19 protein-coding genes are annotated in these 20,665 nt (G+C 63.2%); 15 read left to right on the top strand and 4 right to left on the bottom strand.

Annotation, left to right across the window (positions count from 1 at the left end; all coding sequences use genetic code 11):
- Positions 1 to 14: 14 nt before the first annotated feature.
- Positions 15 to 1,037, top strand: a complete 1,023-nt coding sequence (locus tag BLW80_RS03005) for a polysaccharide deacetylase family protein (protein ID WP_093756760.1) — start codon at positions 15 to 17, stop codon at positions 1,035 to 1,037.
- Entirely contained in the window at positions 1,030 to 2,196 is a 1,167-nt protein-coding gene (locus BLW80_RS03000; protein WP_093756759.1) for a glycosyltransferase family 4 protein, read from the top strand. Before BLW80_RS03005 ends, BLW80_RS03000 begins: the two co-directional genes overlap by 8 nt.
- A gap of 15 nt (positions 2,197 to 2,211) precedes the next feature.
- Here the strand turns inward: BLW80_RS03000 and BLW80_RS02995 are convergent, their stop codons facing one another.
- Positions 2,212 to 3,390, bottom strand: a complete 1,179-nt coding sequence (locus tag BLW80_RS02995; RefSeq protein WP_093756758.1) for a glycosyltransferase family 4 protein — start codon at positions 3,388 to 3,390, stop codon at positions 2,212 to 2,214.
- Positions 3,391 to 3,842: 452 nt separating this feature from the next.
- On the bottom strand, positions 3,843 to 4,766 hold the full coding sequence (locus tag BLW80_RS02990; protein ID WP_093756757.1) for a helix-turn-helix transcriptional regulator: 924 nt from the start codon (positions 4,764 to 4,766) through the stop codon (positions 3,843 to 3,845).
- A gap of 149 nt (positions 4,767 to 4,915) precedes the next feature.
- Here BLW80_RS02990 and BLW80_RS02985 point away from each other — a divergent pair, with 149 nt between their 5' ends.
- From BLW80_RS02985 to BLW80_RS02960, 6 genes are read left to right on the top strand one after another with little or no spacing between them, the layout of a single operon-like run.
- The gene (locus BLW80_RS02985) at positions 4,916 to 6,142 is read left to right on the top strand and encodes an amino acid ABC transporter substrate-binding protein (RefSeq protein WP_093756756.1); all 1,227 of its coding nucleotides are present in this window, start codon (positions 4,916 to 4,918) and stop codon (positions 6,140 to 6,142) included.
- A 30-nt stretch (positions 6,143 to 6,172) separates the two neighbouring features.
- Complete coding sequence (locus tag BLW80_RS02980; protein WP_093756755.1) at positions 6,173 to 7,042, top strand: branched-chain amino acid ABC transporter permease; 870 nt, start codon at positions 6,173 to 6,175, stop codon at positions 7,040 to 7,042.
- The gene (locus BLW80_RS02975; RefSeq protein WP_093756754.1) at positions 7,039 to 7,986 is read left to right on the top strand and encodes a branched-chain amino acid ABC transporter permease; all 948 of its coding nucleotides are present in this window, start codon (positions 7,039 to 7,041) and stop codon (positions 7,984 to 7,986) included. Before BLW80_RS02980 ends, BLW80_RS02975 begins: the two co-directional genes overlap by 4 nt.
- Positions 7,983 to 8,726: an ABC transporter ATP-binding protein gene (locus tag BLW80_RS02970; protein WP_170849560.1), complete on the top strand. Its 744-nt coding sequence runs from the start codon at positions 7,983 to 7,985 to the stop codon at positions 8,724 to 8,726. Before BLW80_RS02975 ends, BLW80_RS02970 begins: the two co-directional genes overlap by 4 nt.
- Positions 8,719 to 9,441: an ABC transporter ATP-binding protein gene (locus BLW80_RS02965; RefSeq protein ID WP_093756752.1), complete on the top strand. Its 723-nt coding sequence runs from the start codon at positions 8,719 to 8,721 to the stop codon at positions 9,439 to 9,441. Before BLW80_RS02970 ends, BLW80_RS02965 begins: the two co-directional genes overlap by 8 nt.
- 33 nt (positions 9,442 to 9,474) lie before the next feature.
- Positions 9,475 to 10,926: an aldehyde dehydrogenase gene (locus BLW80_RS02960; RefSeq protein WP_093756751.1), complete on the top strand. Its 1,452-nt coding sequence runs from the start codon at positions 9,475 to 9,477 to the stop codon at positions 10,924 to 10,926.
- Positions 10,927 to 10,948: 22 nt separating this feature from the next.
- On the opposite strand, the gene BLW80_RS02955 is transcribed toward BLW80_RS02960, so the two are convergent.
- Positions 10,949 to 11,755 (bottom strand): IclR family transcriptional regulator, encoded by an 807-nt coding sequence (locus BLW80_RS02955; RefSeq protein WP_170849559.1) that lies wholly within the window; start codon positions 11,753 to 11,755, stop codon positions 10,949 to 10,951.
- Between the two features lie 141 nt (positions 11,756 to 11,896).
- On the opposite strand from BLW80_RS02955, the gene BLW80_RS02950 reads away from it, so the two are divergent.
- The 7 genes from BLW80_RS02950 to BLW80_RS02920 are packed head-to-tail and all read left to right on the top strand — an operon-like array spanning position 11,897 to position 19,278.
- Positions 11,897 to 12,775, top strand: a complete 879-nt coding sequence (locus BLW80_RS02950; RefSeq protein ID WP_093756750.1) for an FAD binding domain-containing protein — start codon at positions 11,897 to 11,899, stop codon at positions 12,773 to 12,775.
- Positions 12,772 to 13,269 carry a (2Fe-2S)-binding protein gene (locus tag BLW80_RS02945; RefSeq protein WP_093756749.1) on the top strand — a complete coding sequence of 166 codons (498 nt, stop codon included), beginning with the start codon at positions 12,772 to 12,774 and terminating at the stop codon, positions 13,267 to 13,269. Before BLW80_RS02950 ends, BLW80_RS02945 begins: the two co-directional genes overlap by 4 nt.
- Positions 13,266 to 15,560 (top strand): xanthine dehydrogenase family protein molybdopterin-binding subunit, encoded by a 2,295-nt coding sequence (locus BLW80_RS02940; protein WP_244527921.1) that lies wholly within the window; start codon positions 13,266 to 13,268, stop codon positions 15,558 to 15,560. The genes BLW80_RS02945 and BLW80_RS02940 overlap by 4 nt, the downstream gene beginning before the upstream one ends.
- A gap of 9 nt (positions 15,561 to 15,569) precedes the next feature.
- On the top strand, positions 15,570 to 16,574 hold the full coding sequence (locus tag BLW80_RS02935; RefSeq protein WP_170849558.1) for an amidohydrolase family protein: 1,005 nt from the start codon (positions 15,570 to 15,572) through the stop codon (positions 16,572 to 16,574).
- A gap of 52 nt (positions 16,575 to 16,626) precedes the next feature.
- Positions 16,627 to 17,655, top strand: coding sequence for an ABC transporter substrate-binding protein (locus tag BLW80_RS02930; RefSeq protein WP_093756746.1), 1,029 nt, complete (start codon positions 16,627 to 16,629; stop codon positions 17,653 to 17,655).
- Positions 17,656 to 17,689: 34 nt separating this feature from the next.
- Entirely contained in the window at positions 17,690 to 18,508 is an 819-nt protein-coding gene (locus tag BLW80_RS02925; RefSeq protein WP_093757320.1) for an ABC transporter ATP-binding protein, read from the top strand.
- Positions 18,505 to 19,278, top strand: a complete 774-nt coding sequence (locus BLW80_RS02920; RefSeq protein WP_093756745.1) for an ABC transporter permease — start codon at positions 18,505 to 18,507, stop codon at positions 19,276 to 19,278. The genes BLW80_RS02925 and BLW80_RS02920 overlap by 4 nt, the downstream gene beginning before the upstream one ends.
- Here BLW80_RS02920 and BLW80_RS02915 read toward each other — a convergent pair.
- Positions 19,275 to 20,633 carry an FAD/NAD(P)-binding protein gene (locus BLW80_RS02915; protein ID WP_093756744.1) on the bottom strand — a complete coding sequence of 453 codons (1,359 nt, stop codon included), beginning with the start codon at positions 20,631 to 20,633 and terminating at the stop codon, positions 19,275 to 19,277. The two genes, BLW80_RS02920 and BLW80_RS02915, sit on opposite strands and share 4 nt — an antisense overlap.
- Positions 20,634 to 20,665 lie beyond the last annotated feature (32 nt).

Here is a 20,665-nt window from a genome sequence, read left to right as displayed (position 1 = left end):
CTGAGGACTTTTCGATGAAGCACCTGTTATCCAGCGCCGCCCGACGCATGGCGTCTTCCGAAGCGCTGGTTCGCCCGATCAGCATGGCTGCCGATATGTTCATGGGCACGCGTGGCTGCCTGATGACCTTTCATCGCGGCGCCTCCGCTCGGGCCTGGGAAAAACTGCCGAACCGCGATTTCTATCTCGATACGAATTTTCTCGATCAGTTCCTGTCGCATCTGAAGCAACGCGGCTGGGATGTCGTGACGATGGAAGAAGCGATCCAGCGCTCGAAGGCCGGAAAGTCCAACGATCGCTTCGTCAACTTCTCCGTCGACGATTGCTATCGCGATACCTATGAGGAAATTGTCCCGCTGTTTCGCCGTCACAATGTGCCGGTGACGCTGTTTGTCACGACGGGCATTCCTGACGGTACGCTTCCGCTGTGGGCCGCAGGTCTGGAAGATACTTTGCTCAACAACGACCGGGTCATTCTCGAGGACGGTGCGATCGATGTGCCGACGTCCGATGCCAAGCGTGCGGCGTTCCATCGTATTGCAGACAGTTGGGATGGTCCGCAGGCGTCAGCCTCTTACAAGAAGTTTTGCGAGCTCAATGGTGTCGACATCGACGCGATGCACTGGAAGCATGCGATCACTTGGGAGATGCTCGAAGAGTTGCGCGACGATCCGTTGGTGGAGATCGGCGGCCACACCGTGACGCATGCCCGTATTTCGTCGTTGTCGCCGGATGGGGCACGCTTCGAACTCAAGGGCAGCCGCGACCGGTTGGTCGAGCGCCTTGGCATCCCCGCCAGGCATTTCGCATTTCCTTACGGACGTTCGGGCGATTGCGGTCCGCGCGATTTCGCGATCGCGCGCGATGCCGGTTATGCGAGTGCAGCGACGACCCGCAAGGGCCTCGTGCGCAATGGCCAGGATGCTTACAATTTGCCACGCTGCACGATCAATGGTTCGGATCGCAGTTTCGCGACTATGGAGCTCCATCTGTCTGGCCTGACGGGTGTGGCCGCGAGGATGACGGGGCGTGTCTAGCAGTCGTCGTCTCAAGGTCCTCTCGATTGCACATTCCGCTGTCAGCCGCGATGCGGGGCGTCTGCGATACTATCCGCTCGTCGGGCGCGATGACGTCGATATGCATCTCGTCGTTCCGGCTACCTGGTATCAGTTCGGCCGTACGATCATTGCAGATCCGTCCGACGATCCCGGCATGACCGTGCATGTGATGCCGATCCGCCTGCCGCGCGCCGGCCCGATGAGCTGGTATCTGCATTTTTATCCAGGCTTGCGGAGTCTCATCCGTGAGGTCGATCCCGATGTAATCCATCTCTGGGAAGAGCCGTGGAGTGTCGTTGCGATGCAGGCGCGCATCCTCAAGGGGCGCGCCGCGATGGTCCTGGAAGTCGATCAGAACATTCTGAAGCGCTTGCCGCCGCCATTCGAGTTCATCCGCAAGGACGTGCTGCGGAACACCGACCATATTCTCTCGCGCAGTCCGGAGGCGACAGCAGTCGTCCGCGCGCGCGGTTATACCGGGCCGACGTCGCCGATTGGTTACGGCGTCGATCTTGCGACCTTCAATCAGACCGGCGAGCGCCAGGCGCCGATTGCGCCCGGGCGGGGACTACGCATTGGCTATGTCGGGCGTCTTGTCGAGGAGAAGGGTCTCGACGACGCGCTCGACGCGATGAAACGCGCCACGGCGGATGTGACATTGGCGATCATGGGCGAAGGCCCGCATGAGCCTGCGTTGAAACTGCGCGTCAACGAACTGGGACTGACCGACCGCGTCACATTCCGGGGCTGGGGCAAACCGGCCGATGTCGCGTCATTCCTGAGCGGTCTCGATGCAATGATCCTGCTGACGCGCACCACCAGCGCCGTGCGTGAGCAGTTCGGCCGGGTGATCGTCGAGGCGCAGGCTTGCGGCGTGCCGGTGATCGGTTCAACGGGCGGCGCTATTCCCGATGTTGTCGGCAAGGGCGGCTGGATCATTCCCGAGCGCGATTCGGATGCGCTGGCGACACTGCTGGATCGGCTTGCCGCCGGCCCGCAGCAGTTGCTGGACCGCGGCGTAGCCGCGCGCGACAACGTGCTAACGCGTTTCACTTACGAAGTGGTGGCGAATGCGCTGGTGTCGGCCTGCCAGCGGGCCGCTGATGCAAAGCGGGGGGCGTACCGGTCCCTCCCGTGAAGCAGGCGCTTGCGATCAGGCGCCGACCGCCATGGCGCCCGGCGCAAATTCGTTCTTCGAGGCCTGCACCTGCTCCAGCAGTTCGATATAGCGCGAACCGACATAATCCCAGCCGTAATTCAGCGCCGTGGCATGCGCGCCTTCGCACAGCCGGGCCAGCGCTGCCGGATCGGAGAAGGCCATCGCGATCTTCTCGGCGATGTCTGCGCCGTCCATCTTGATCTGATAACCGTTCACGCCGTCGACAAGGTAATCCTCGATCCCACCGACCGGTGTTGCAAAAACCGGCGTCGAGCAGGCCATGGCTTCCATGCAGACCAGCGAGAAAGTTTCATAGGCAGTCGGCAGTACAAAGGCGTCGGCCGCAGCGTAGAGGGCCGGCATATCGGTACGCGATCCCGCAAAGACCAGCCGATCGGCGGAGGTTGTCGCCAGTTTGCGATATGGCGCGGGATTATCCGAGCCCACCACAAGCATCCAGACATCCGGGCCGAGGCGTTCGAGCGCGCCGATGGCATGTGCCAGACCCTTGCGGCGGAATTCATGGCCGGCGAACAGAAGCAGCTTTGCGTCCACCGGGATGCCGAATTCCTGACGGATCCTGAGACCGGCCGCGGTGTCGCGGGCGAAGCGATTGAGGTCGATGCCGTTGGGGATCACGCGGATGCGCGACGCTGGCACCTTGTAGATCTCTTGCAGTTCAGTTGCGACGCGCGGCGAGACCGCGACATACATGCGATAGCGCAGGCCGCCGATCATCCAGCGATCACGCAGGGCCACCCACAGATGCATGGGATTCAGCATCCATGACCAGGAGCCGGCGTTGCGCTTTTCGGCGAGGCTCTGCGCGTTGACCGCGTGCACGACCAGTACGTCGCCCGTCAGGCTGTCGCCGTGGCTGATGATGACGGCCTTGGGATGATGATAGGCGGCGCGCGTCGCCAGCAATGTGAAGGTGGGAACGACAAAAGCGCGACCGAGATAGCGCAGGATGCCGCGCGTCTTGATGTGCGAAAGCCAAGCGCCGACGCGCTCGATGCGCGTACCTGGCGTTGCCTTGTCGCCGACGGCGCTGGCGAGAACAGTGTTGGCAATTTTGGCGCGGCTGAAGGCGCATGCGAGTTCGCTGGCCACGCTTTCAACGCCGCCGACCGAACTCAACTCCTGGACGATCTGGACGATCTCGATGGTCATGGGCCGACATTATGAAAACGGGTGAACGCCAATACCGTAGGTGCGCTGATAAGTCGCAATTTCATCAATATCCTGCTTTCGCAGGCTTTTGTCACCAGCACAACGTCTAAGATTTCACCTTCGCGATAAGGCACATCGGCGGAAACACTCGGACACAGTCGAGCAAATGCAGCCCTGCCGCGCCAAGTAGTATTCCGCTCCACCTGGAGTCGGTATTTGGCGCCGTCGCATGCGTCTTATGGGTGCGATCCTACGTCGACGACGCCTCGTCGGGCAGCATTTGCCAGCGCTTTGGGCCGAATAGTGAACGGCGTCTTGAAGTGACATATGAAACAGAGCGCGGAAATGGATGTCGTGACCCCGATTCAATATCGAGTCATGCTTAACGCGCGCTGTTCCAAATTGATCACGCAGGTTTCAAAGAGACACAGCACTGATCGAGCGTGGGACAGTTACGGCCAGGCCGCATAGGACGGACCGTGCTGACTTGGATCGAGCCGCGCGCGACGCCGATAGGCGCCTGGCGACGCATTCTGATACTTGCGGAAGAAGCGATTGAAATAGCCGGGATCGCGGAAGCCGAGGCCATAGCCGATCTGCTCGACCGGCAGATCGAGCTGTCGCAACCGCATGCAGGCTTCGTGGATCAGGCGCTGATGCACGATGGCGCGCGGGCTGTAACCTTTCTCGCGCTTGCAATGTGCGTGCAGCTTGTCGTCAGTGACGCCGAGTGCGGCCGCATAGCGTGCGATGGGCCAGCCGTCGCGATAATGCAGTTCGACCATCTGCAGGAAATTGCCGACGAGGCGAGGGCCGTCGCCGCGCTGTGCTGCATCGTCGGGGGCTTCCTCCGAAATCACCGAGCGCCAGAGATGCAGGCACAGCAACAACACATGCGACGATGTCATCGTCGCGCTGCCGCGGCCCGGCGTATTCAATTCACGCACCAGCGTGCTGCAGGATTCCGTGATGGCCGCAAAAGTCGTCGCGAGTTGCGCGCCTTCGCGCAGGACCAGCCGGTCGATGGTTCGCCGCAGATGCAGCGCCTCGGCACTGCCGGCGACGGTACGGGTGAGGACATCGTCCGACACTGAAATCAGATAGCCTTGCGCGCCGGCTTCGACCTCCAACGTGCCCTCGTGATCGCCGGGAAGCCACAACAGGCCCGGGGACTGAATGGCAACCGTGGCGCCGCGCATGGTGGCGGTGCCGCGCCGGGTCTCGATCACCAGCAGATGCGGGCGCCGGGCAACCGACTGCCGGATGGTCCAGCTGCGCGGCGCCAGTCCGGGTGCGAATCTTTCCGCATGCAATGCCGGAAGCGGCTTCTCCACGAAGCCGGTGGGACCAGAAACGATGTGCGCGGTCTCGAGCACTGGGACAATCCGTCGCGTGAAATAGCTCGCCTACACGGATCAATACAATCTTTCCCCGGATGCGTCCAATTCCCAGCCCCAAACGCTGGACTAGTCTCCGGCCATCGAACGCCACAAGGCGTCGGTGAAAAGAATTCGGGGAGGATAACATGGTGTCAGCAGTCAAGCGCCTTGCGGCGGGACTACTCGCAGTGGCCGGTGCGGCGTCCGTCGGGTGGGACGGTGCAGCGGAGGCCCAGACGTCGGTCAAGATCGGTTATGCCATCTCGCGCACCGGCCCCGCCGCCGGCGGCGCTGCGGTGACGACGATTCCCAACTACGAGCTGTGGGTGAAGGAAGTGAATGCCGCCGGCGGGCTCAAGCTCGGCGACAAGCGCGTCCCAATCGAGGTCGTCCAGTATGACGACCGGTCGAGCGCAGAAGAAGCCGCCAAGGCGCTGGAGCGACTGATCACCCAGGACAAGGTCGATTTTATCCTGCCACCCTGGGGCACCGGCCTGAATCTTGCGGTCGGACCGATCCTCAACAAGGCGGGCTATCCGCACATCGCCTCGACGGCGGTCACCGACCGTGCGCCCGAACTGGCCAAGCGCTGGCCCAACAGTTTCTGGTTGCTCGGCACCAGTGCGGACGCCGCGAAGACCCTTGTCGAGCTGCTGACGAAGCTGCGCACTGAAGGCAAGATCGGCGACACCGTGGCGATGGCCAGCATCGCCGACGGCTTCGGCATCGATCTCTCTGGTGCGGCACGTCTCGCGCTGACGGCGGCCAAGTTCAAGCTCGCCTATGACAAGACCTATCCGGTCGGCACCCAGGATCTCAGCCCGATCATCAATGAGGTGAAGGCGCTGAACCCCGACGTGTTCATCGCCTTCAGCTATCCGCCGGACACGATCGCGATCACTGAACAGTCACGCATCTCTGGTTTCAATCCGAAGATCTTCTACACCGGTGTCGGCACGGCGTTTCCGCTGTTCAAGCAGAAATTCGGCGCCAATGCGGAAGGTGTGATGGGCATCGGCGGCTGGAGCGGCGACAGTCCGGCCATCAAGGACTACCTGGCGCGGCACAAGGCGTCGGCCGCGAATGGCGCGGAGCCGGATCGCTGGGCCAGTGCGGTCACCTATGCCGGCCTGCAGATGCTGCAGCAAGCGATCGAGCGGGTTGGCAAGGTCGATCGCGCTGCGGTCATCAAGGATCTGCAGAGCGGCACCTTCGACACCGTGATCGGCAAGGTGAAGCTCGAGAACAACATGCCGACCAAATACTGGTGGGTCGGGCAGTGGCAGGACGGCGAGTTCTATGGCGTCGGCCCGTCGGGTAACGAGGGCGCGCGTGCGCCGGTCGTGCCGAAGCCGGCATGGAAGGCGCAGTGATCGCGTCCCTCCTGCAACTGGTCTGACAGAATGACAAACGCGGTTCTCACCGGCCTCGTGCTGGGCGGCATGTATGCGCTGATCGCCATGGGGCTGACCCTGCAATATGGCGTGGCGCGGATCATGAACCTGTCCTATGGCGAGTTCCTGATCGGCGCGGCCTTTGCGTCCTATTGGCTGTTCACCGGCTGGGCGCTCAATCCGCTCGCAGGACTGGCGTTTGTTATTCCGATCAGTTTCGGCATCAGCTATCTCTTGTACCGCGTGTTGCTCACGCCGCTGGTGCGCCGCGCGCGCACCCGCGACGCCCTTGAGGTCGACAGCATTCTCGCCACCTTCGGCATGATGTTCATCGTGCAAGGCATCATGCTGACCATGTTTGGCGGCGCTTACTTCAGTTACTCGTTCCTCGCTGTGCCGGTGACGATCGTCGGCGAGGTGCTGGCACTGAACCGCCTGATTGCATTCGGGCTTGCGGTCGTGGTCGGCCTTGCGCTCTATCTGACGCTGACCCGCACACGGATCGGGACGTCGATCCGCGCCGTGGCCGTCGATCCCATCGCGGCGCAGCTTGTTGCCATCGATGTCACCAGGACATCGGCGCTGGCCTTTGCGCTCGGCGGCGCGCTGGTGGCGTCTGCCGGCGTGCTGATCAGCATGTTTCTGACCTTCAGCGCCACCTCTGGCGTGGTGTTCACCATGAAGGCGCTGATCGTGGTCGTGATGGGCGGCGTCGGCAATCTGCTGGGCTGTCTCGTCGCCGGGCTGGCGCTGGGATTGAGCGAAGCGCTGGTGGCGACCTTCATCGATCCCGGCCTAACGCTTGCGGTGAATTTCGCGCTGTTCCTCGGTGTGCTGCTGGTGAAGCCGGCCGGTATTTTCGGGAGGGCGCAGCGATGAGCCGTACCCAAATGACGACTGGTGCGATCTGTCTCGCAGCCGTGGTTGCGCTCGCATTCGTCCCGATGATTGTCGATGCCTATCACCTCGCGCTCGCGATCAGTCTCCTGCAATTCACGGTACTGGCGACGGCATGGGGCATGTTCTCCGGCCCGACGCGCTATGTGTCGCTGGCGACCACAGCCTTCTTCGGTGTTGGCGCCTATACGGTCGCGGTGCTGGGCGAGCAACTGCCGTGGTCGCTGGTGCTGCTGATCGCGGCCGCGATCGGCGCGGTTATGGCCGTCATCGTCGGCCTGTCGACGCTGCGGCTGAGCGGTGTGCATTTCGTCATCTTCACCTTCGGCCTCGCCGAGCTCGTGCGCCAGATCGTGGTCTGGTACGAGGTCAACAAGACCCGCGTGCTCGGCCGTTACGTCTTTGTCGACATCACCCAGAACGACATCTACTGGCAGCTGCTGGCGCTTGCCGTCATCGTATTCGGTGCCGGCTGGCTGATTGCCCGCTCGCGCTTCGGCTTCGCACTGCGCATCATCGGTGAGGACGAGACCGTGGCGCGGCATTGCGGCATCAACGTCACCATCGCCAAAGTTGCGCTGTTCACCATCACGGCCACCTTCATGACGCTGGTCGGTGCGATCATGGCGCCGCGCTTCACCTATATCGAGCCGTCGATCGCCTTCAACGCGACCATTTCGTTCGAAGTGGTGATCATGGCACTGCTCGGCGGCGCGCATCGCCTATGGGGCCCAGCGCTCGGCGCCATTCCGCTGACGCTGTTGTTCGACTTCCTGTCCGCACGCTTCCCCAGCACATCGACCTTGATCATGGGCGTGGTGTTCCTCCTGATCGTCTATGCGCTGCCATCAGGCGTGGTCGGCCTCTGGGAGAAGCTCAAAGTCTGGCGACCCACGGCGTCGAAGATGCGGGGAGCGCAGGCATGACCCCCAGTGCAATGCCGGTGCTTCGCATCGAAGGCCTGACCCGCGCTTTCGGCGGTCTCGTCGCCGTCAACGGCATCGACCTGACGGTGCATGCCGGCGAGATTGTCGGGCTGCTCGGCCCCAACGGTTCGGGCAAGACCACGGCGCTCAACCTGATATCCGGCGTGCTCTCGCCCAATGCCGGTGTGATCGCCTTCGCCGGCCACGACATCGCGGGCTGGCCGACCCATCGCATCGCGCGTCTCGGTCTGGCACGCACCTTCCAATTGGTCCGCGTGCTCGACGGCATGACCTGCGGCGAGAATGTCGAAGCCGGACTGGCCTTTCATCATGCGCCGCTTGCACGTGACGCGATGGCTGCGGCTGCGGCCGGCCTGCTCGCGCGGGTCGGTCTCGCCGGATTTGGCGGACGGCCCGCATCGGAGCTCACTTATATCGACCGTAAGCGGCTCGAACTCGCGCGCGCTCTCGCGCTGCAGCCGCGCCTGCTGCTACTCGATGAATGGCTCGCCGGTCTGAACCCGTCCGAATTGCTGATCGGGATCGAGCTGATCAGATCGCTCAAACAGGAGGGGCTGTCGATCCTGCTGGTCGAGCATGTGATGGATGCGATCCGTTCGCTCTGCGATCGCTGCGTGGTCATGAGCAGCGGCCGCAAGATTGCAGAAGGGCCTGTAGCTGCTGTGCTGAGCGACCCCGCGGTGATCGAAGCCTATCTGGGAGTGCCGGCGGATGCTTGAGGTCTCCAACATCAGCGTCACCTATGGCCAGCATCACGCGCTGAGCGATGCGGCGCTCCATGTGGAGCGCGGCGAGATCATTGTCATTCTCGGCGCCAATGGCGCCGGCAAGTCGTCGTTGCTCAAGGCCATTGCCGGTTTGCTGCCGTCACCAGCCAAGATCGTCAAACTCGCCGGTCGTGATCTGTCCCGTCTGCCGCCTCATGAGATCGTGGAAGCCGGACTCGCGCTGGTACCGGAAGGGCGCGGCGTGTTCGGAGAGTTGACCGTGGTCGAAAATCTGTTGCTCGGCGCCAATCCAAGGCGTGCGCGGGCGGTCGAGGCAACGCAGCGTGCCAAGGTGATGACGCTGTTTCCTCGGCTCGGCGAACGCCTGGCGCAGACGGTGCGCACCATGAGCGGCGGCGAGCAGCAGATGGTGGCAATCGGCCGCGCGCTGATGTCGAACCCGGACATTCTTCTGCTCGACGAGCCGTCGCTCGGCCTGTCGCCACTGCTGGTCCGCGAATTGTTCGCCGCCTTGCGCAAGGTGCGTGAGACGGGTGTCGGGCTGTTGCTGGTCGAGCAGAACGCGCGCGAGGGTCTCGCCATCGCGGATCGCGGCTATCTGATCGAAAACGGCAAGATCACCGGCAGCGGCACCGCCGCAGCCCTGCAATCCGACGACGCCGTGCGCCGCGCCTATCTTGGTGGGCTCGCCAGCGGCGCTGTCTGAGCATTTCAAAAACAGTCAACGGAGGACGTCGCCATGAACCAGATCAATCTGCTGCTCGAGAACCAGGATGTGCAGGCCATCGACGGCGCGACATTCGATCGTCTCAATCCGATGACCGGCGATATCGCGTCGCGCGCCGCTGCCGCGCAGGTCGCCGATGCCAAGCGCGCCGCTGATGCCGCAGCCGCCGCCTTCCCAGCGTGGTCCGCAACAGGCCCCGGTGCACGCCGCGCCATCCTGCTGAAGGCCGCGGACATTCTTGCCGGCAAGGCGCCGGACTTTATCAAGCTGATGGCGACGGAAACCGGCGCGACTGCCGGCTGGGCCGGCTTCAACGTTCATCTCGCCTCCAACATGCTGCGCGAAGCGGCGTCGATGACGACGCAGATTTCCGGCGAGGTGATCCCTTCCGATAAGCCTGGCTGCATCTCGATGGCGATCCGCCAGCCCGCAGGCGTCGTGCTCAGCATCGCGCCGTGGAATGCGCCGGTCATTCTCGGCGTGCGGGCTGTGGCGCTGCCGCTGGCCTGCGGCAACACTGTCATTCTCAAGGCATCGGAAATCTGTCCGGGCACACATCGGTTGATCGGCGAGTGCCTGCGCGAGGCCGGTCTGCCGCCTGGCGTACTTAATGTGATCACTAACGCGCCGGAAGATGCGCCCGCGCTGATCGATGCGCTGATCTCGCATCCCGCCGTGCGCCGGATCAACTTTACCGGTTCGACCCGCGTCGGCCGCATCATCGCAGAGACCGCCGCCAAATATCTCAAGCCAGTGCTGCTTGAACTCGGCGGCAAGGCGCCGCTGGTGGTGCTCGACGATGCTGATCTCGATGCAGCAGTGGCGGCCGCGGCCTTTGGAGCATTCATGAACCAGGGGCAGATCTGCATGTCCACCGAGCGGCTTGTTGTCGATCAGAAGATCGCCGACACCTTCGTGGCTAAGCTCGCGGCCAAGGCGGGTAGCCTAGTCGCCGGCGATCCGCGCAAGGGCGATACGCCGCTCGGTTCACTGATCGGCAAGGATGCTGCGGATCGCATGCAGGCGCTGATCAAGGACGCCGTGGGCAAGGGTGCCCGTGTTGTGGCGGGTGGCAGCGTCGATGGCACGCTGATGTCGGCTACAGTGCTCGATCACGTCACCTCGGCGATGCGGATCTACAATGAGGAGTCATTCGGGCCGATCGTGAGTGTCGTGCGCGTCGATGGCGTGGACGAAGCCGTGCGCGTTGCCAACGATACCGAATACGGACTATCGGCGGCGGTGTTCGGCCGCGATATCGCCCGGGCGCTGGAAGTCGCCAAGCGGATCGAGTCCGGCATTTGCCACATTAACGGCGCGACCGTGCATGACGAGGCGCAGATGCCGTTCGGCGGGGTGAAGGCGTCGGGCTACGGTCGGTTCGGCGGCAAGGCCGGCATTGCCGAATTCACCGAACTGCGCTGGATCACCATCGAGACCGGCCCGCAGCACTATCCGATCTGATCGTGTCCGTTACACGCGGCCGTCAGAAGCTGACGGCTGCGTAGGCCTTGCTGATATCTGCGGCTGCGTGCTGCAGATGCTCGCGCAACCTGATCTGGCTGGCTTTCGGCGTGCGGAATGCCGGCGTCACGAAAGAGATTGCGGCGATCACGCCACCGGAATCGCGGACGGGAACGGAGACGGCATAAACATGCGGTGTGATTTCCGCGCGCGACTCCGACCATCCCTGCTCGCGGATCACGGCGAGCTCGCGCACCAGCAGCCTGCGATGTGGTGCGAAGCCGGGATCGCGCCGAACGGCGTCGTCGAGGATTGTCTCGCATTCAGCTTCGGGCATGTGCGCGAGCAGCATTTTCGGTCCGGCGCCACGGTGCAGCGGCAACGCCGTTCCGACCTCGAAGGTCAGGCGAATACGTGACGATGACTCGGCGCGCTCGATGCACACGGCGCGATCGGCCGAGCGGCGCAGCAAGATGATGGTTTCTCCGACTTCCTGAGAGACGCGCTTCATGAAGGGGCGCGCAATGGAGGCAAGATCGGTACCGGCGCGGGCCGCCTGCGCAAGGCCGATCACGCGTGGCGCGAGCACGAACGAGCCGCGGCCGTCTTCGTCGATGAGGTCGGCTTCGCGCAGGATGCCGATGTACCGATAGGTCGACGACAGCGGCACCCCGATCTGTTCAGACAGGCTTTCTGCGGAATGCCGCGGACGATCGGTGGAGAAGGCCAGCAGGGCGCGAAGTATCTTTCGCGAACTGCCATCTGCAGCGGCAGGACGGTCCGTCTGGTCGACGCGTTTCGACGCAGTTGCGGCTCTCTTGATGGCCAACGGAACCTCCATTCGGTAATGCTTGCCAATGGAAACGGCAGCATGTGGATATCATTTGCGCACCAACAAACATTGCCGTGCGCGTACCTTCTTATAAGATAAGATAGTGTTCTCAGCAATTGAGAAGTAGCAAATCAGCCCATGAAGCTTCCGCCGCTGGACTATATTTGCCCTGCCACGCTGCCCGAGGCGATTGCCGCGCTCGCGGCTCATGGTGGCAATGCCAAGGTGATCGCGGGTGGGCAGAGCCTGATGCCGATGCTTGCTTTCCGGCTGGCGGCGCCAAGCGTGCTGGTCGATATCGGACGGCTGCCAGATCTCAAAAGTATCAGTATTTCCGCTGAGGGCATCGACTTTGGCGCCCTCGTGACCTGGCGGGATATCGAGCGTGACGCGCGGCTCGCACAGGCGCATCCGCTACTGGCGGCTGCCATCGCCCATGTCGCGCATTACCAGGTCCGTAACCGCGGCACCGTCGGCGGGAGCATGGCCCATGCCGATCCGGCGGCCGAAATGCCGGGCATTGCGGTGACCTGCGATGCGATGCTGACGATTGTCGGACCGACCGGGACGCGCATCGTGCGCGCAGATGAATTCATCACCGGCGGCCTCAGCACGGTTCTGGGGGCCGACGAAATCTTGACCAGCATACGCCTGCCGCTCTGGAAGAAGGCGCGGCGCTGGGCCTTCGAGGAATTTGCGCGCCGCCGCGGAGATTTTGCGCTGGCGGGTGTTGCCGCATTCTACGACATCGACGCGCAGGGCCTGGCGTATAATGCGCATATCGGAGTGATCGGCGTCACGGATCGCCCCCTGCGACTGCGGGATGTCGAGGCCATCCTCGATGGCCGCCGGATCGATGCCGAAGTGATTTTACAGGCTGCGGCTGCCGCAAGGGACGCGGTCGATCCCGCCGATGATATCCACGCGGAAGCCGCCTATCGCCGCGATCTTCTCGGCGTGTTGCTGGAGCGGGCGCTGGCGCGCGCAGCCAATATCACTCTGCCGGAGGCCGCATGACGTCGGCCCTTCCCGTCCATTTCACCGTCAACGGTGCCGCGGCGACCGTCACGGTCGAACCTCGCATCACGCTGGCGGATGCGCTGCGCAACGAGCTCCGCCTGACCGGCACGCATCTGGGCTGCGAGCACGGTGTCTGCGGCGCCTGCACGGTGATCGTCGATGGCGCCGCGGTCCGCGGCTGCCTGATGCTGGCGGCGCAGGCAGAAGGGCGCGAGATAACCACCGTCGAGGGTCTTGGCAGCGCTGCGCATCTCAGTGCATTGCAGCTTGCGTTCCGCAAGCATCACGCTTTGCAGTGCGGCTTCTGCACCGCCGGCATCCTCGCGACTGCCCATGCATTGCTGACCGAAGAGCCGCATGCGGACGAGGACCGCATCCGCGAGGTGATTTCCGGAAACCTGTGTCGCTGCACCGGTTATCTGCCGATCATCGCGGCGATCATGGAAGCCCGTATTGCCTATAGCGATGTGCAATGCGAGGCCGCGCAATGACCGAAGCCGCCAAACTCCTGGTCGGCAGCGCGGTCGAGCGTATGGAGGATGCGCGTTTCCTGTCAGGATCCGGCAATTTTGCAGACGATCTTGCCGTCGAGGGGATGCTGCATGCGGCGATCCTGCGCAGCCCGATCGCCCATGCGCGGATCGTGGCGATCGACGCATCGGCCGCGCTGGCCATGGTGGGCATTCACGCCGTGCTCACGGCGCAGGATATCGGCGACACCATCCCCATCATCCCGCTGCGCTTGGCGCCGCTGCCCGAATTCGAGCCATTCCGCCAGCCCGTCATGGCAAGCGACAAGGTGCGCTATGTCGGTGAGCCCATCGCTGTCGTGGTCGCCGACAGCCGCGCTTTGGCCGAGGACGCGCTGGAGAGGATCGGCATCGAATTTGAAGCGCTGTCTGCAGTCACAGAGCGCGGCGCAAGTGAAACTCCGCTGTTCGACTTCGCCGAAGATAACGTCGCGCTGCGCTACGATGCCGGTTTTGGCGATGCCGATGCGGCCTTCGCGGCGGCGGACTATGTGCGCACGGAGCGCTTTAGCGTGCAGCGCCATACGGCGCTGCCCATGGAGACGCGGGGCCTCCTCGCAGAATGGAATTCATCGGCCGGTCGGCTCGTCGTCACAGGCGCGACAAAGGTTACGTTCTATAACCGCCGCGCGCTGGCGCAAATGCTGGGCCTTCGCGAGGATGATATCGACCTGATCGAGATCGATGTGGGCGGCGGCTTCGGCGTACGCGGCGAATTCTATCCCGAGGACTTCCTGATCCCCTTCGCTGCCCGCAAACTGGCATGCCCGGTCAAATGGATCGAGGATCGCCGCGAGCATCTGATGGCGATCAATCACTCCCGCGATGTCGCCTGCGAATTGTCGCTCGCCTGCCGCAGTGACGGATTGATGCTGGGTCTGCGCGGCCGGGTGTTCGCCGATATGGGGGCCTATCTCCGCACCAATGGCGGCGTGGTGCCGGCCAAGGCGGCGCAGTTTCTGCCTGGTCCTTATCGCATCCCCCATGTCAGCGTGTCGGTCGAAGCCTTCATGACCAGCAAGACGCCGGTCGGCACCTATCGCGGGCCGGGCCGCTTCGAGGCGAATTTCTTTCGCGAGCGGCTGATCGACATGGCCGCGACCGATCTCGGCATCGACATCGCCGAATTCCGGCGCAAGAACCTGATCACCGAACAGGAATTGCCTTATCCGATCGATGGCCTCGTGCCCTATGAAGGGCCGACGTCCTACGACACCGGCGACTATGTCGAGGTGTTCGAGCGCGCCTTGAAGGAGATCGGCTGGGCCGAGAAACGTCATTTGCAAGGTAAACTGGTCGATGGCGTACGTCATGGCATCGGGCTCGGCTGTTTCGTCGAAAGCGGCGGTGCCGGCCCGAAGGAAAACGCAGCGCTCACCCTTGAGAAGGACGGCTCGCTGACGGTGGCCGTCGGCTCATCGGTGCTGGGGCAGGGTCTGGAGACAGTGCTCGGCCAGATCGCGTCGGATACGCTGTCGATCCCGTTCGATCGCATCCGCGTGCTGCACGGCTCGACCACGCTGCTGGATGAGGGCTTCGGCACCTATCATTCGCGCGCGGTCGTGATGGGCGGTTCGGCCGTGCTCGATGGCGCCACCCGGCTGCGCGAGAAGATCCTGCAGCAGGCGTCCAATCACCTGGGCAGGCCGAACAGCGAATTGAAGATCGTGAATGCGAACGTCGTCGCCGATAACGGCGCGTCGGTGTCGTTTGCGGCGCTCGCGGCCGGGCGCGAATTGCAGGCAGACGGCACGTTCACCAACGATGTGCGAACCTACAGCTACGGCACCCATGCGGCGCATGTCACCGTCGATCCACGCACGGGCGCGGTGAAAGTTCTCGATTACATCGCGGTCGAAGATGTCGGTCGCGCCATCAATCCGGCCATCGTGCACGGACAGGCGATCGGCGCCATCGTGCAGGGACTGGGTGGCGTTTTCCTCGATCATCTGATCTATGACGATCAGGGACAGCTCTTGAACGCCTCTCTGGCCGATTATCTGGTGCCGACCGCGAGCGACTTTCCGGTGCTGCGCGCGGTAACGCTGGAATTGCGGCCGTCGCCGAGCAATCCGCTGGGTGCCAAGGGTGCGGGCGAGGGCGGTATCGTTGCCGTGGCCGCAGCGACGGCCAATGCGGTGGCGGCAGCGCTGGCGCCGCTCAATGTCGAGATTCATCACCTGCCGCTGACGCCGCCGCGTCTGTGGCGCCTCATCAAGGACGCGCGCGAGCGCGCGAGCAACGCTGTATAGGGACCGATTGTGCCGATCGATATCCACGCCCATTATGTGCCGCCGCAGCTGCTGTCCGCGATCGATGGCCGCGGCGCCTATTGCGGCGTGAGGCTGCTGCCAGCTGGGAATGGCAAGCCGCCGGCCCTCGGCTTCGATTATGGTTTCAGGGTTCGGCCGTTCTTCCCGCAACTGGTCGAGCCGGTTGAGCAACGCCGTGCCAGCCTCGACCGCCAGGGTCTCGACCGGCAGCTCGTCGCCACATGGCCTGATATCTACGGCTACGGTCTGGCGAAAGATGCCTGCGCGCATTGGCATCGTATGCTCAACGATACGCTGGGAGAGTGGTGCCATACGAACAGCGACCGCTTTTCCTTTGTCGCATCGGTGCCGCTGGTCGATGCGGCCGATGCCGCGGCTGAGCTCGATCGTGCCGTTGGCCTCGGCGCGGTTGCGGTCATGGTCCCGGCCAATGTTGAGGGCGTCAATATCGGCGAGAAGCCGCTCGATCCGTTCTGGGCCAAGGCGGAAGCGTTGGAACTGCCAGTCATCCTGCATCCCGTGCTGGTGGATGCTGCGCCGCGTGCCGCGAAATTCGCGCTGACGCAGATTGCGCAATATACGTTCGACACCACGCTCGGCATCGGCTCGATCATCTTCTCGGGTGTGCTCGATCGCTTCCCGGCGCTCTCGATCGTCCTCAGCCATGGCGGCGGCACATTTCCTTATCTGCTGGGCCGTTTCGACGTGATGCATGCGCGGATGGATCGCGCGGGACAGGGCGACGTCGCGCAATGCGACCCGTCGGCCTACGCCTCGCGCATCGGCTATGACAGCATCGTGCATGCGCCGAAAGCGTTGCGTTTCCTCGCCGATACCGTGGGTATCGAACGTGTCGCGCTCGGTACTGACGAGTCCTTCCCACCGGCGGATCGCGATCCTCTCGCCAGCGTCAAGGCTGCGGACTTTTCCGCTGCCGATATAGAACTGATTACTGAAACCAATCCGAGGCGTCTGTTTCCACGTTTGCCCTGAGCTGCGGTGCGTTCTGCCGTATCATCTTCATGCGAGATAAAGAGGACCGATCATGCTGAAACGTCTGCTTGTTGCCGCCGGTGTTGCGATGCCGATACTGGGTCTTGCGAACGCCCAGGAGATGAAGACGGTCAAGGTCGGGACGACAAACCTGTCATCGGATATCGGGTTGTTTCTCGCGGAGAAGCGCGGCTACTTCAAGGAAGAGGGCGTCAAGGTTGAACTGATCCCGTTCGACTCCGGCGCCAAGATGGTTGCGCCGCTCGGCGCAGGCGATCTCGACGCATCGGCAGGCGCGGCCTCCGCCGGGCTCTATAATGCTGTCAATCGCGGCCTCAAGCTGAAGATGGTGGCGGACAAAGGCACCAATATCGCGGGCTATAGCTACAAGGCGCTGATGGTGCGCAAGGATCTGATCGAGTCTGGCGCCTTCAAGTCGCTTGCGGATCTCAAGGGCAAGAAGGTCGCGATCATCGCCAATGGCGCGGCGGACGAGTCCGTTATCAACCAGGCGCTGAAGAAGGCCGGGCTAAAGGACGAGGACATCGAAAAGGTCTTCCTGCCATTCCCGCAGCATCTCACCGCCTTCGCCAACAAGGCGATCGACGCGGCGATTTCAGCGGAGCCGGGCGTGACGGCGATGGTGCGCAACAATGCCGCCGTGCGCTTCGTCGGCCTCGACGATTTCTATCCGGTGCAGCAGACCGCCATGCTGCTGATCAATGGCAAGTTTGCCGAGGACCGCAAAACAGTGACGGCGTTTCTCAAGGCCTATCTGCGCGGGGTGCGCGCTTATGCTGCGACGCTGAAGGACGGCAAGATCGCGGGGCCCGGCGCCGAGGACATGATCAAGGACATTGCCGAGATGACGGGCATCAAGGACACGGCGCTGCTGCATCAGATCGTGCCGGTGTTCATCGATCCCGACGGCCAGATCAATCTGCCCAGTGTCGAGACCGATCTCGCTTACTTCAAGTCGCGCGGGCTGGTCACCAGCGACATCGAGGCAGCCAAGGTCGTCGACATGTCCTATGTCGATGCACTGAAGCCAGTCCTGGGGCCGTTCGCACGGCCCAAGTGAAACGGTGAAGAGAAGCGTGGCGATGACGGTGCAGATGTCGACAGCAGCAATCGGGGATAGCGGGCCGGTGCCCGCGCCGAAGATCAGCCTGCGCGACGTCACCAAGCGGCACGATACGCAACTGGCGCTGGACCGGATCACGCTCGATATCCCGGCCAGCACCTTCTTTGTGGTGGTCGGTCCAAGCGGCTGCGGCAAGACGACCTTGCTGCGCATGCTTGCCGGACTGGATGCGCCATCGGAAGGCCGGATCGATATCGCCAATCCGCAGCCCGGCCATCCGCAGAACGCCATGGTGTTCCAGGGGGACTCGTTGTTTCCCTGGATGACCGTCTGGGACAACGCGGCCTATGGCCTGACGATGCGCAATGTTCCGAAGGCGCGCATCGATGACGTGGTCGGGCATTATCTGAACAAGACCGGCATGTATGGCGCGCGCACGCTTTATCCGCATCAGCTGTCCGGCGGCATGCGCCAGCGCGTCTCCATCGCACGTGCGTTTGCCAACGATCCCGATATCCTGCTGATGGACGAGCCGTTCTCGGCGCTCGACGAACAAAACAAGACGTTGCTGCATGAAGAGCTGCTGCGGATCTGGGAAGAGACCCGCAAGACCGTGGTCTTCATCACCCATAGCGTCGATGAAGCCGTGACGCTCGGCGATCGCATCATGGTGATGACGGCTGGCCCCGGCCGCATCAAGACCATCGTGCCGGTCGACTTGCCGCGGCCGCGCAATGTCGTCGAACTCCGGCACACGCCGGCCTATGGCGAGCTGGTCTATGATATCTGGGCGCAGCTGCGTGAAGAGGTCGATCGCGCGCGCAGCCGCGAGCCGGGGAGCAAGGCATGAGTTCGGTTCGCACCCGTTCACTGTGGAGCGACCGCGCCATCAGCATCCTGTCACCGTTGGTGCTGCTGGGCCTGTGGGAAATCTGCGCGCGCACCGGCATCGTTGATGTCAGGTTCTTTCCGGCGCCCTCTAACATCATTGGGCATCTGTCTGAACTCGCTTCCTCCGGCGCGCTGTGGCGTCATGTGGGAGCCAGCCTCTATCGCCTCGCTGCCGGTTTTGTCGTTGGCTGCGTGCCAGCGATCGTGATCGGGCTCGCGATCGGCCTGTATCGACCGATACGTGCAGCCTTCGATCCTCTGATCTCGGCGACCTATCCAATTCCGAAGAGCTCCCTGCTGCCGCTGATCCTGCTGATCTTCGGTCTCGGTGAAAGCTCGAAGATCGCCATGGTCGCGATCGGCGTGTTCTATCCGGTGGTCATCAACACGGCGGCCGGCGTGCGCCAGATCGCACCGATCTTCCTCGATGTTGGCCGCAATTTTGGCGCGAGCCGCTTCAACATGTTTCGCACCGTGGCGCTGCCCGGCGCATTGCCGCTGATCATGACCGGCATCAAGCTCGGCGCGGGCATGGGGCTGGTGCTGATCGCCATCGCCGAGATGGTCGGCGCCAAGCAGGGGCTCGGTTACATGATCTGGAATGCGTGGGAGCTGTTCGACGTCCAGACCATGTATGTCGGCCTGTTTGTCATTGCGATTATCGGCTTTGTGATGAATGCCGGCTTCGACGCGCTGGAGCGCGCCATCGTGCCGTGGCGGAAGGGCTAGAGCGTCTTCAACTGCTCGCTCACGGCCAGCAACTGCCGCCGAATATTGGATGCCGCAGTCACTTCCCAGAACGCGCCGCGTGTCGCCGGGCCGATGGCATAAAAGCCGGGTTGGACATGACCGGCGCTGTCACGCAGCTCGCAGGTTGGGGCGACATCGAGGCCGAGGCCGTTGAAGCCGGTCCGCGCTTGCCCGGTTGCGAGCAGCGACTTGATGAGCGGATCGCCCAGGCGATCATAGTGCTCTTCCGGGCCGGTACAGTTCAGAATCCAGTTGGTGGCGAGGTTGATCGTCTCGCCGTGTCCGCGCTTGCGGATGGTCACGTCATGTCCCGACGGTGTCGCAACTGCACTGGTGATGCGACCCGCGATCACATCGAGCTGCTTGTCTCGCTGTAACTCTTCCAGCAGTTCGGCGACGTCGGGCGCCAGCCGATGCCGATGCACCATCCAGATCGCGCGCAGATGCCGCGCGAAGCGGGCACGTTCGGCCTCAGAGGCGTTCCTGTAGAGTTCACCAATGGACAATCGAAACGTGTCGACCATCGTCTGCCATGGAATGCCCGCGGCAACCTTGCGGCGGGTGTCCCTGAGCAATGCCGCCAGAAGCCCGCGTGCGGTGGGTACCGGGAATGAGTTCATCGGATCTGGATCGGTCTGCGCCGGCACGTCGATCAGCGGCAGCAATCCGCGCCGCGAGACCATCGTGATGGGCGCGCGCATGCCGCGATGGACGAGATCGATCACCATATCTACGGCGGTGGCGCCAGTGCCGATGACCAGCACGCGATCGTCATTGCCGATCGGATCGAGCGCGCCCGGCGCCCAGACATTAGTGATCGAGCGCGGCGATGCCTCGATGCCGGGAAATGGCGACGGCGGCTGGTTGCCAAGACAGAGGAACACCAGATCGGCGTCGATGGTCGCGCCCGATGCTGTCGCAACGCGATAGCCATCGCCCTGCCGCGTCACACTCAGAGCCACATCCTGCCGCGGCGTCACGCGTCCGCTGCCCGTCAATTCGTTGAACTTCGTCGAGATGTAGTCGCCATAGACCCGGCGGGGCACGAATGAGGTTGAATAGTCCGGCCAGTTTGCCTGGCCCGTCTCCGTCAACCATTCGACGAAGCCGTTATCTTCGGCGCCGAGTCCGCCCATCTTTGAGGCTGGGACGTTGATGCGGTGCCACTTGGCTTTCGCGGAATAGGCGAGCCCGCGCCCGAAGGCGCCGTCGCGATCCAGTACGGTGATCGTCCCGATCTGCGGCAGCTTCGCCAGAATGAGCGCGGCAAACGCACCGGCCACGCCGCCGCCGATGACGGCAACGCGCAGGGATTTGGGGGAAGATGATGTCATGCTACCGGACGATGTGAGGAAAGGATGTCGAA

It is taken from the genome of Tardiphaga sp. OK245 (assembly GCF_900108575.1).
GTDB classification, from domain to species: Bacteria; Pseudomonadota; Alphaproteobacteria; order Rhizobiales; family Xanthobacteraceae; genus Tardiphaga; species Tardiphaga robiniae.
Note: the sequence above shows the minus strand (reverse complement) of the source record. Positions and strands in the feature narration are given on the sequence as shown.